The organism is Tepidimonas aquatica (assembly GCF_007556585.1).
GTDB classification, from domain to species: domain Bacteria; phylum Pseudomonadota; class Gammaproteobacteria; order Burkholderiales; family Burkholderiaceae_C; genus Tepidimonas; species Tepidimonas aquatica.
This window is the reverse complement of record NZ_VJNA01000017.1, coordinates 17,555-29,274: the sequence shown is the minus strand read 5'-3', so window position 1 is coordinate 29,274 and position 11,720 is coordinate 17,555. Positions and strand designations below refer to the sequence as shown.

Sequence of the window (11,720 nt, the reverse complement as noted above, 5' to 3'; positions counted from 1 at the left end):
GTCTCACTCGTAACCGTAGGCGCGCAGCTTGGCCTCGTCGTCCGACCAGCCCGAGCGCACCTTGACCCACAGCTCCAGATAGACCTTGCCACCCCACAGCCGCTCCAGCTCCTGGCGCGCTTCGGTGCCGATGCGCTTGAGGCGTGCGCCGCCTTCGCCGATGACCATGGCCTTGTGGTTGTCACGCTCGACGATGATGGTGGCGGCGATGCGGCGCAGGTCGCCCTCGTGCTCGAAGCGGTCGACGACGACCGTGGCGCTGTAGGGCAGCTCGTCGCCGGTGAGGCGAAAGAGCTTTTCGCGCACCAGCTCGCCAGCCAAAAAACGCTCGCTGCGGTCGGTCAGGTCGTCGGCCTCGTACAGCCACGGCTGCTCGGGCAGGTAGCGCTCACACAACGCCAGCAAGCGCTGCACGTCGCGCGGGCTGCGCGCCGACATCGGAAAAAACTCGGCAAAAGGGTGCCGGTCTTGCATGCTGCGCAGCCACGGCGCCAGCTCGGCGCGGCGGTGCACGCGGTCGAGCTTGTTGGCCACGAGGATGGCCGGCACCTTGGGCGGCAGCAACGCCAGCACCTTGGCGTCGGCCAGGTCGAAGCGGCCCGCCTCGACGACGAACAGCACCACGTCGACGTCGCTCAGCGTGGCCACCACGGTGCGGTTCAGCGCGCGGTTGAGCGCGTTGTCGTGCCGCGTCTGGAAGCCCGGCGTGTCGACGAAGATGAACTGCGCGGCGCCTTCGGTGCGGATGCCGGTGATGCGGTGGCGCGTGGTTTGCGCCTTGCGCGACGTGATGCTGACCTTGGCCCCGACCAAGGCATTGAGCAGCGTGGATTTGCCGACGTTGGGTTTACCGACGATGGCGATATAGCCACACCGGGTGGGGGCAAGCATGGCGGAGGGTTGGGAAGCGTCGTCCATGGTGTGGTTCGGACCCCTGTCAAGCCAAGGCACGCGGGCGTGGCGTGCCGGGGGCATGGCGCAGGCGTTGCAGCATCGCCGCGGCGGCCTCTTGTTCGGCAGCGCGGCGCGACGCGCCACGGCCGCGCGTCGGCTCGGGCTGACCCTGCACGTGGCAGGCCACCTCGAACGTCTGCGCGTGGGCCTGGCCATGCACGGCCACCACTTCGTAGCGCGGCAGCGCCAGGCGCCGCCCCTGCAGCCACTCCTGCAGCGCGGTCTTGGGATCCTTGTCCGCCCCCACCGGCACCATATCGACCCCGGCGTACCAGCGCATCGCCACGGCCCGTGCTGCCTCGAAGCCGGCATCCAGGTAGACGGCGCCCAACAGGGCCTCGACGACGTCGGCCAAAATGGAGGGGCGCTCGTGGCCGCCGCTGCGCCGCTCGCCCTCGCCGACACGCACCAGCGGCGGCAGCTGCAGTTGCAGCGCAATGCGGTGCAGCGCATCCTGTCGCACCAACGCCGCGCGGGCACGCGACAGGTCGCCCTCGCGTCCTTCGGGCAGGCGCTGCACCAGCAGCGTCGACACCACCAGCCCCAGCACGGCGTCGCCCAAAAACTCCAGCCGTTCGTAGTGCTCGCGGCCGTGGCTGCGGTGCGTCAGCGCCTGGCGCAGCAACGCCGGGTCACGAAACGTGTGCCCCAGACGGGCCTGCAAGCCCTCCAGCGGGGTGGCTTGGGCGTCATGCATCGTTCACTGGCTGCGGCCGCGGTACTTCAGCACCAGGTACGCCGGGCCGAACAGGTGGATTTCCTTGTCGTAGGCGAACTCGACGACGATGTTGTCGCCATCCTTGCTGATGTCGAGATCCTTGCCGCTGATGGCCTCGAAATAGTCGGCCGTCTTGGCACGCTCGAAAGCGTTGCGAATCTCGGTGACGGTGGTGCCGCTTTGTGCCGCCCGGTTGACCGCCTTTTGGATCGCCCAGTATTCGGTTACGGTGGGCACGACCTTGGCCGCCAACACCACCACCAGCGCCAGGATGATCCCGACCAAGACCATGCCGATGACCGACACACCACGCTGTTGCCGCTTCATGGTAACCCCCACCGGGCGACCGCTGGCCGATGCCCCGGCCAGCTCGGTGCCCTCGCGTCGCATGATAGCGTCTTTCGCCGCGTGCGGGCCGATCATTCGAAACGCCCAATGCGGCTGAGGTCGCCAAAGTTCATCCACACCAAAAACGCGCGCCCGACGATGTGGTCCTCCGGCACGAAGCCCCAAAAGCGCGAATCGAGCGAGTTGTCGCGGTTGTCGCCCATGACGAAGTAGTGCCCCGGTGGTACTCGGCACACGACCCCCTCGATGCTGTAGCGGCACTGGTCGCGGTGGGGGAAGTCGCCCACCGCCGGCACGAACGGTGGCTGCTCATCGTCCACCAGCGTGTGCACGCGCTTACCACCCAGCACCTCGATGAACTGCTTGCGGTAGCGCATCGCGTCGGCGTCGTAGTAGTCCGGGGCGGGCACGCGCGGCACCGGCTGGCCGTTGATCGTCAGCTGTTTGTTCAGGTAGGCCACCTCGTCACCCGGCACGCCGACGACGCGCTTGATGTAGTCCAGGCTGGGCTTGGGCGGAAAACGAAAGACGATCACGTCACCCCGCTGGGGCGTATGGTTGTCGACGACCTTGGTGTTGACCACCGGCAACCGCACGCCGTAGTGGTACTTATTGACCAGGATCAGGTCGCCCACCTGCAACGTGGGGATCATCGAACCGGATGGGATCTTGAACGGCTCGAACAAAAACGAGCGCAGCACAAACACGGCCACAATGACCGGAAACAGCCCAGCGGTCCAATCCAGCCACCAGGGTTGCTGCAGCAGGCGCTGGCGCAGCGCCGCTTCGTCCACCGGCTCCGGCGCCACACCGGCGCGCGCGGCTTCGGCGACGCGCTGGCGCGCCTGGGCGCACGCGGCATCGGCCGCGGCGCGGCGCCGCGGCAAAAAAACGAGTTTTTCCGCCACCCAGTACACGCCGGTGATGAGCACCGCCGCCAGCAGCAGCACGGCGAAGTTGCCCTCCACCACCCCCAGCGCCCAGGCCGCGCCGTAACCGGCGAAGGCGGCCAGCACCACGCCGGTGAGCGTGGCCATGGTTTGATCGTTCATGATTCGTCCACTTGCAAGATGGCCAAAAACGCCTCTTGCGGCACCTCGACGGTGCCGATTTGCTTCATGCGCTTCTTGCCGGCCTTTTGTTTTTCGAGCAGCTTGCGTTTGCGCGTGATGTCGCCCCCGTAGCATTTGGCCAGCACGTTTTTGCGCAACGCCTTGACGGTTTCACGCGCGATGATCTGCGCGCCGATGGCGGCCTGGATGGCCACGTCGAACTGCTGGCGGCTGATGATTTCGCGCATTTTTTGCACGACGGCGCGGGCGCGGTGCTGCGCCTGGCTGCGGTGCACGATGATGGACAGCGCGTCGACCTTGTCGCCGTTGAGCAAGATGTCCACCTTGACCACGTCCGACGGGCGGTACTCCTTGAACTCGTAGTCCATCGACGCGTAGCCGCGGCTGACGGACTTGAGCTTGTCGAAGAAGTCCAGCACGATTTCGGCCAGCGGCAGGTCGTAGGTCAGCAGCACCTGCTTGCCGTGGTAGGCCATGTTGAGCTGCACGCCGCGCTTTTGGTTGCACAGCGTCATCACCGGGCCGACGTAGTCCTGCGGCACGTAGATGTGCACGGTGACGATCGGCTCGCGGATTTCCTGGATGCGGCCCGGCTCCGGCATCTTGGACGGGTTTTCGACCTCGATGACCTCGCCGTCGCCCTTGACCACCTGGTACACCACGCTGGGCGCGGTGGTGATGAGGTCCTGGTCGAATTCGCGCTCCAGCCGCTCCTGCACGATTTCCATGTGCAGCAAGCCCAAAAAGCCGCAGCGGAACCCGAACCCCAGCGCTTGCGACACCTCAGGTTCGAAGTGCAGCGAGGCGTCGTTGAGCTTGAGCTTTTCCAGCGCGTCGCGCAGCGCGTCGTACTCGCTGGCTTCGGTCGGGTACAGGCCCGCAAACACCATCGGCTGCACCTCCTTGAAGCCGGGCAGCGGCTCGACCACGGGCGTCAGGTTGGCGCCGCTGGCGGTCTTGAACGAGGTGACCGTGTCGCCCACGCGCGCAGCCTGCAGCTCCTTGATGCCAGCGATGACGTAGCCCACTTCGCCCGCGTGCAGCGCCTCGCGCGGCTGGTTGGCCGGGGTGAACACCCCCAGCTTTTCCACTTGGTAGGCGGCGCCCGTGGCCATCAGCCGGATGCGGTCACCGCGGTGGAGGTGCCCGTCGACCACGCGCACCAGCATCACCACGCCGACGTAGTTGTCGAACCACGAATCGATGATCATCGCGCGCAGCGGGCCGTCGGGGTTGCCACGCGGCGGCGGCACCTTGGCCACGATGGCCTCCAGGATGTCATCGATGCCCAGGCCGGTTTTGGCCGAGCACGGAATCGCCTCTGAAGCGTCCAGGCCGATGACGTCTTCGATCTCCTGCTTGGCGCGCTCGGGGTCGGCCTGCGGCAGGTCCATCTTGTTGAGCACCGGCAACACCTCCACCCCCAGGTCCAGTGCGGTGTAGCAGTTGGCCACCGTCTGCGCCTCCACCCCCTGGCTGGCGTCCACCACCAGCAACGCGCCTTCGCACGCCGACAGCGAGCGGCTGACCTCGTAGGAAAAGTCCACGTGCCCGGGCGTGTCGATCAGGTTGAGGTTGTAGGTCTGGCCGTCGCGCGCCTTGTATTGCAGGGCCGCGGTCTGCGCCTTGATGGTGATGCCGCGCTCCTTTTCCAGCTCCATCGAGTCGAGCACCTGCTCGGTCATCTCGCGCTCGCTCAGGCCGCCGCAGCGCGCGATCAGGCGGTCGGCCAGCGTGCTTTTGCCGTGGTCGATGTGCGCGATGATGGAAAAGTTGCGAATGTGCTTCATGACAAAAAGGAAGGCGCGCCACTGGGGTGCGCGCCTGCATGGCGATCAACCCGCCATTGTAGGCGCAGCGCCGCCAAGGCCGGCGTCGCGGCGCCGGGCGGTCACGGCCGCACCAGCACCCACTGCGCCCATTCGCCGCGGCGCAGCAGCAGCGTCACCGGCCGTCCTTTCGGCAGCGCCGCGGTGATGCGCTCGAAGTCCGCCACGCTGCCCACCGGCTGGTTGCCCACGCCGACGATGACGTCGTCCGGCTGCACGCCCGCCGCCGCCGCGGGGCCGCTGGCTTCGACCACGCGCACGCCGCCGGTCACCTTCAGCTGGCGCCGCTCGGCCGCGCTGAGCTCGCGCACCGTCAAGCCCAGCGGCGCGGCCTTGGCCGGCTCGCTGCGGGCGGGTTGGGCCTCCTCGTCGTCGAACGTGCCCACCGTCACCGTCAGGGTGCGGGTGGCGCCGCGGCGCCAGACCTCCACCGCGGCCTTGGTGCCGGGCTTGGTGTTGCCGACGATGCGCGGCAGGTCCACCGACTGCTCGATGGCCTTGCCATCGAAGCGCAGGATGATGTCACCCGGCTCGATACCGGCTTTGGCGGCGGGCGAGCCGTCCTCGACCCCGCGCACCAGCGCACCAGCGGCCTGCGGCAACCCGAGCGACTCGGCCACCTCCTTGTCCACCGGCTCGATGGCCACGCCAATGCGCCCGCGCGTGACCTTACCGTGCGCCTTGAGCTGTTCGGCCACGCGCACCGCCTCGTCGATCGGGATCGCGAAGCTGATGCCCATGAAGCCGCCCGAGCGCGAGTAGATCTGGCTGTTGATGCCGACCACCTCGCCGCGCATATTGATCAGCGGCCCGCCGGAGTTGCCGGGGTTGATGGCCACGTCGGTCTGGATGAACGGCACGAAGTCGCCCGTCTCGCGCTGTTTGGCGCTGACGATGCCAGCGGTGACGGTGTTGTCCAGGCCAAACGGCGAGCCGATGGCCATCACCCACTCGCCCACCTTGAGCCGGCCAACGTCGCCGATGCGCACCGGCTTGAGCCCGGTGGCGTCGATTTTGACCAGCGCCACGTCGGTGCGCTTGTCCGCCCCCACGACGCGCGCTTTGAACTCGCGCTTGTCGCTGAGGGTGACGATGACCTCTTCCGCACCGTCGACCACGTGCGCGTTGGTCATGATGTAGCCGTCGGCGCTGAAGACGAAGCCCGAGCCGACCCCGCGCTGGCGGCGCTCGCGGCTGCCCTCGTCGTCGTCCCCGCCGCGCGGACCACGCGGCACCATGCCCGGCGGCAGCGGGATGCCAAAGCGGCGGAAAAACTCCTGCATCTGCTCGTCCGGCGTGCCGGGCTGGGGCGCGCGGCTGACGCGCTCGACGGTGCGGATGTTGACCACCGACGGCCCCACCTCCTCCACCAGCACGGTGAAGTCGGGCAAGCCGCTGAGGCGCGGCGCCGGCGCGGCGGCGCTGGTGGCCGGGTTGGCAGGCTGGGCGTCGACGCGCGGCTGCACCGCGGCCCACAGCAGCGCGACGCTGGCCGCCAGCGTCACGGTCATCGGCGCCCAGCGGCGCCAGACCGGTTGCAGGGGTTGGGCTTCAGACATGGCTCTCACCTGGGTCAACAAACGCCGCGGCCAGCGGGCCGGGCCATGGGGTGGTATAGGGTCGATATGGGGACTGTGCACTGCACTGTCAAGGCTCGCGCTCCAAGGCAGCCAGCAGGCGCTGCAGGGTGGCTGGGGGGACTTCGCCGACGGCGGTCAGCGTGTGCTCCCCCACCGCAAGCGAGCGCACCTGCATGGCCCCGCTGACACGCGCCGGCGCAGCCCCCCCCGTCCCAATGAACAGCGACACCGAAGCCAAGCCGTCGGTCAACACGCATTGCACCGGCGGGCGCTCGCGCGCCACCGCGTCGTCGCGCTGCCAGCAACCCAGCCACTGGAACCCCGGCACGCCGCCGTTGAAGCGCCAGCCCAGCGCCTGCAACGTCGTTTTGGTCAAATTGGGTTGCTGCACGCGGTAGCCCTGCGTGTCGGCCATTTGGCGCAACAGCGCGTCCATGCGCAACGGCACGTCCAGTTGCACGTCGGTGTAGGCCATCTGCTCCAGCACCTGACCGCCCGGCCCGACGGTCTGCAGCTTCAGCGCCAGCCCGGTGGTCTGCTCCGACCACACGCGGTAGCCGTAGCGCCACTCATCCCGCGGCACGAACTCCACCACCCAGGCGTCGAGTCCAGCCACCCGTTGCGCGCCGCGCGTCACCGCGCGGTAGTACTCGTCCACGTCCACCCCCGGCACCCGCGACGGCCCGGGAAACAAGCGCAGCACCTCGCGCCGGTCGCGCAGCCCGAACTGCCGCTGCGGCCACAGCGTCAGCACCTCGTCGTCGTAGCGCCACGTCACCCGCACCGGGCCACTGAGCGTTTCGATGCGCTCGATCTGGTGCTGGCCGTCGCACACGTGCGCTACACGCGCGGCGGCCACCTCGTCGCCACGCGTCACGACGAAGGTGCCACTGTAGGCCCGGTTGCGGGTGGCGGCGTGCAGCCGCTGCAGCCAGCCGGCCACCGTCAACGTCGGCGCCTCGGGTGGCGCTGCGTGCGCCACCGAGGCCCAGGCGAGCCACAGCGTCAACCAGCCGGCCAACCAGCGCGCCGCCAGCGGCGGCCGACCAGCGTAAACCGTGCCACGGGTGCCCATCGCGTCAACGTCCCGGCGTGTCGTACGCCACGGTGCGCAAAAAGCCGCCCGGCGCCTGCAGCGCCGACGCGCTGCCCCACGCCCGGTGCGCGGCCACCAGGTCGTCCAGCTGCGCGTCGCGCGCGGCCGACTCCGCCTCCGCCGCGGTGGGCGGCGCGGCCGGCGCGGGCGCCCCCGCCAGCGTCACCGGCTCGCCCGGCACGCCACCGGTGGGCCCGAGCACCGGCCACAGCACCGCCACGACCGCCGCAAGCGCCGCCACCCCGGCCAGCGCGCGCCAGCGCCACAACGCGGCGTTGGCTGCGGAGGGCAGCGCGGTGCGGCGTTGCAGCCGCGCGGCCGGCTCTGGTGAGACCTGGGGCTCCTTCGCCACGCGGGCCATCACCGCGCGCACAAAGTCCGGGTCGGCCGCGCTCGGTTGGGCCGCTTCGTGCGCGCGCAGCGCATCGCCAATGCAACGGTACAGGTCCCAGGCGGCATCGCGCGCCGCAGCATCCTCGTGGCCCAGCAGACGGTCGAGCTCGTCGGCCCTGCACTCGCCGTCGAACAGCGCGGACCAACCCAGCCGCCGCGGCTCGGCCGATGGGTTTGACGTGCGACGTGGCATGTTCATAGCGTGTTCACCTGTCCACGGTGCGCGGCACCGTTCACCATCGCTTGCCCGACTGCCGCTCCAGCATCGGCTTGATGCGCGCCGAGATGGCTTCGCGCGCCCGGAAAATGCGCGAGCGCACGGTGCCGATCGGGCAGCCCAGCGCCTGGGCAATCTCCTCGTAGCTCAAACCGTCGATCTCGCGCAGCGTGATGGCTTGCGCCAGCTCTGGCGGCAGCGCTTCCACCGCCGCCTGCACCGCTTGCGCGATTTCTTTGCTGGCCAGCACCGCATCGGGCGTCTCGGCGTCGGCCACCTGCGTCATCAGATCCAGTTCCGGGTGCGAAGTTTCGTCGCCGTCGTCACCGCTGTGCAGCGCGCTCATCGGCACCAGGGGGTCGCGCTTGAGCTCTTGCAACGCCTTTTTGGCCGTGTTGACGGCGATGCGGTACAGCCAGGTGTAAAACTGCGCGTCCCCGCGAAACTGCGGCAGCGCCCGCCAGGCACGCACAAAGGTCTCTTGCGCCAGGTCCTGCACCAAGTCCTGGTCGCGCACCAGGCGGCCGATCAGGCGCTCGACCCGGCGCTGGTACTTGACCACCAGCAGCTCGAAGGCGCGCACGTCGCCGGCCAGCGCGCGCTGCACCAGCGCGGCGTCGGCATCACCAGGGCGGGGGGTGTCGTGGTCGGCGTGCATGTTGAATCGAGGCTCGGGCACCGACTATAGCTGCGCAGGCGCGTCACCGGGCAAGGTCAGCGCCCGGCGCAGTGCGCGCCAGGCCGCATCGCCGTTGCCACGGGTGCAGTGCAGCCACCCTACCCAGCCGTCCGGCGCTTGCGCGCGCAGCAGCAGGCTGCCCCCGGGCAGCGGCCACGCCTGCAGTTGCACCAACACCCGCCCGCGCGGCCGATCGACAGGGCACCAGCGCCACACGCCGCCACCCGCGGGCGCGGGCTCCCAGCGCAGCACACCGGCCTGGGCGTGCCGCAGCGACCAAGCCGCCCACGCCAACCAGCCAAGCGACGCCGCCACCCCGACCCACCAGGCCGGGCCAAGACCAGGGTCGTGCCACGCCCACGTCGTCAGCGCTCCCGCCAGGACGACCGCGGCCGCCGACACCGGCAGCCACCCCGTCACCACGACGGCGCGCGCCGGGTGCTGCAGCGCGGCGGCCGCGTAGCGGGGCATGGGGCCTCAGACGCGCTTGAACACCAGCGTGCCGTTGGTGCCGCCGAAGCCAAAGTTGTTCTTCAGCGCCACCCGGATCGTGGCATCGCGCGCGGTGTTGGCGCAGTAGTCGAGGTCGCACTCGGGGTCTGGCTGCGCCAGGTTGATCGTCGGCGGAATCTGCTGGTGGTGCACCGCCAGCACGGTGAACACGCTCTCTAGACCGCCCGCCCCACCCAACAGATGGCCGGTCATCGATTTGGTGGAGCTGACCACGACACGGCGTGCGTGTTCACCCAGCGCCGCCTTGATGGCGTTGGTTTCGTTGACGTCACCCAGCGGCGTCGAGGTGCCGTGGGCGTTGAGGTAATCGACCTCGTCGGGGTTGACGCCCGCGTTGCGCAAGGCGTTGAGCATGGCGCGGCGCGGACCGTCCATGTTCGGCGCGGTCATGTGCCCGGCGTCGGCGCTCATGCCGTAGCCGGCCACCTCGGCGTAGATGCGCGCGCCGCGCGCCTTGGCGTGCTCGTAGGCTTCCAGCACCATCACACCGGCGCCCTCGCCGAGCACGAAGCCGTCACGGTCCTTATCGAACGGCCGCGACGCCGCCTGCGGGTCGTCGTTGCGGGTTGACAGCGCACGCATCGCCGCAAAGCCGCCGATGCCCAGCGGCGACACGGTGGCTTCGGCGCCCCCGGCCACCACGACGTCGGCGTCGCCGTACTCGATCAGCCGCGCGGCTTCGCCGATGCAGTGCAAACCAGTGGTGCAGGCCGTCACCACGGCCAGGTTGGGCCCCTTGAAGCCGTAGCGCATCGACACATGGCCCGAGATCATGTTGATGATCGAGGCCGGCACGAAAAACGGCGAAATGCGCCGCGGGCCGCGCGCGGTCAGCTCGGTGTGCGTGGCTTCGATCAGCGGCAACCCACCGATGCCGGAGCCGATCACGCAGCCGATGCGGCACGCCTCGTCCTCCGACAGCTGCTCGCCGGTGGGCAGGCCGGCGTCGGCCACCGCCTGCGCCGCGGCCGCCAGACCGTAGTGGATGAAGGTGTCCATCGTGCGTGCCTCCTTGGGCGGGAGGTACGCAGCGACGTCGAAGCCGCGCACCTCACCCGCGATCTGGCAGGCAAAGGCGCTGGCATCGAACTTGGTGATGCGGTCGATGCCGGAGCGGCCGGCGAGCACATTGGCCCAGGCCTCAGCCACCGTGTTGCCCACGGGGCTGATGCAGCCCAAGCCGGTCACGACGACACGGCGGCGGCTCATCGCAGGCTCAGCCCTTGTAGTGCGCCTTGGCGTAGTCGATCGCCTGCTGCACGGTGGTGATCTTTTCGGCGTCCTCGTCGGGGATTTCGATACCGAACTCGTCTTCGAGGGCCATCACCAGCTCCACGGTGTCGAGGGAGTCGGCGCCCAGGTCGGCGACGAACGCCTTCTCGGGGGTCACCTGGCTCTCCTCCACGCCGAGCTGCTCGGCGATGATCTTCTTGACGCGTGCTTCGATGTCGCTCATGGGTTCCCTCGTCGGGTGGTTGAAAAATGCCCCGGCATTGTAGCGGGCCTGCCCGCGTGGGGGACAAGCCGCGCGTGCCCGGCCGGTGTCAGGCCATGAACATGCCGCCGTTGACGTGCAACTCCTGCCCGGTGATGTAGCCTGCCTGCGGGCTGGCCACGAACACCACCGCGTGCGCCACATCGGCCGGTTTGCCCAGGTGCCCCAGCGGAATCTGCGCCAGCAGTGCCTGCTGTTGCTGTGGCGGCAGGCTGGCGGTCATGTCGGTTTCGATGAAGCCCGGCGCCACGCAGTTGACCGTGATGCGCCGGCTGCCCAGCTCGCGCGCCAGCGCGCGCGTCATGCCGGCCACACCGGCTTTGGCAGCGGCGTAGTTGGCCTGACCGGGGTTGCCGGCGGCGCCAACGACGCTGGTGATGTTGACGATGCGGCCGTAGCGCTGCTTCATCATCGGGCGAATGGCGGCGCGGCACAACCTGAACACCGCCTTGAGGTTGGTGTCCAACACCGCGTCCCAGTCCTCGTCCTTGAGACGCATGGCCAGCATGTCACGCGTGATGCCGGCGTTGTTGACCAGGATGTGCAACGCGCCGTGCTCGTTGACGATGGCCTCCACCAACGCGTCGGCTGCCGGGCCGTCGTTGACGTCCAGCCGCGCGCCGCGGCAGCCCTCGAAGCCGGCCAGCGCTTGCGTGATGCGCTGCGCGCCGTCGTCGGTGGTGGCGGTGCCGACCACACGCACACCACGCTGGGCCAACTCACGCGCGATGGCGGCGCCGATACCGCGTGACGCGCCGGTGACCAGCGCCACCTGGCCCTGGAAGCTGAGTTCTGACATGGCAAGGTTTTCCCTGTTTGAATGCC

Annotated in this window: 13 protein-coding genes; all 13 read right to left on the bottom strand. The window is 69.2% G+C overall.

From position 1 onward, the window contains the following. Positions 1-3: 3 nt before the first annotated feature. The gene (gene era, locus Taqua_RS07885; RefSeq protein ID WP_425472590.1) at positions 4-918 is read right to left on the bottom strand and encodes a GTPase Era; all 915 of its coding nucleotides are present in this window, start codon (positions 916-918) and stop codon (positions 4-6) included. Positions 919-937: 19 nt separating this feature from the next. After that, a complete protein-coding gene (gene rnc / locus Taqua_RS07880) occupies positions 938-1,651 on the bottom strand; it encodes a ribonuclease III (protein WP_144326157.1) in 714 nt (237 codons plus the stop codon). 3 nt (positions 1,652-1,654) lie between these two features. Next, positions 1,655-2,062, bottom strand: a complete 408-nt coding sequence (locus Taqua_RS07875; protein WP_342780913.1) for a DUF4845 domain-containing protein — start codon at positions 2,060-2,062, stop codon at positions 1,655-1,657. Between the two features lie 29 nt (positions 2,063-2,091). Beyond that, positions 2,092-3,072: a signal peptidase I gene (lepB, locus tag Taqua_RS07870; protein ID WP_425472589.1), complete on the bottom strand. Its 981-nt coding sequence runs from the start codon at positions 3,070-3,072 to the stop codon at positions 2,092-2,094. Further along, positions 3,069-4,883, bottom strand: coding sequence for a translation elongation factor 4 (lepA, locus tag Taqua_RS07865; protein WP_144326156.1), 1,815 nt, complete (start codon positions 4,881-4,883; stop codon positions 3,069-3,071). Before lepA ends, lepB begins: the two co-directional genes overlap by 4 nt. Positions 4,884-4,984: 101 nt before the next feature. After that, a complete protein-coding gene (locus Taqua_RS07860; protein WP_246094659.1) occupies positions 4,985-6,481 on the bottom strand; it encodes a DegQ family serine endoprotease in 1,497 nt (498 codons plus the stop codon). A gap of 88 nt (positions 6,482-6,569) precedes the next feature. After that, a complete protein-coding gene (locus tag Taqua_RS07855) occupies positions 6,570-7,577 on the bottom strand; it encodes a MucB/RseB C-terminal domain-containing protein (RefSeq protein ID WP_144326155.1) in 1,008 nt (335 codons plus the stop codon). A 4-nt stretch (positions 7,578-7,581) separates the two neighbouring features. Beyond that, positions 7,582-8,190, bottom strand: a complete 609-nt coding sequence (locus tag Taqua_RS07850) for an RseA family anti-sigma factor (protein WP_144326154.1) — start codon at positions 8,188-8,190, stop codon at positions 7,582-7,584. A 34-nt stretch (positions 8,191-8,224) separates the two neighbouring features. Next, positions 8,225-8,866 (bottom strand): sigma-70 family RNA polymerase sigma factor, encoded by a 642-nt coding sequence (locus tag Taqua_RS07845; protein ID WP_144326153.1) that lies wholly within the window; start codon positions 8,864-8,866, stop codon positions 8,225-8,227. Positions 8,867-8,890: 24 nt separating this feature from the next. After that, complete coding sequence (locus tag Taqua_RS07840) at positions 8,891-9,358, bottom strand: hypothetical protein (protein ID WP_144326152.1); 468 nt, start codon at positions 9,356-9,358, stop codon at positions 8,891-8,893. Positions 9,359-9,364: 6 nt separating this feature from the next. Further along, positions 9,365-10,609 carry a beta-ketoacyl-ACP synthase II gene (fabF, locus tag Taqua_RS07835; RefSeq protein WP_144326151.1) on the bottom strand — a complete coding sequence of 415 codons (1,245 nt, stop codon included), beginning with the start codon at positions 10,607-10,609 and terminating at the stop codon, positions 9,365-9,367. A 7-nt stretch (positions 10,610-10,616) separates the two neighbouring features. Next, the gene (gene acpP / locus Taqua_RS07830) at positions 10,617-10,856 is read right to left on the bottom strand and encodes an acyl carrier protein (RefSeq protein ID WP_043703749.1); all 240 of its coding nucleotides are present in this window, start codon (positions 10,854-10,856) and stop codon (positions 10,617-10,619) included. Between the two features lie 88 nt (positions 10,857-10,944). Next, a complete protein-coding gene (fabG, locus tag Taqua_RS07825; protein WP_144326150.1) occupies positions 10,945-11,694 on the bottom strand; it encodes a 3-oxoacyl-ACP reductase FabG in 750 nt (249 codons plus the stop codon). Positions 11,695-11,720: the final 26 nt, after the last annotated feature.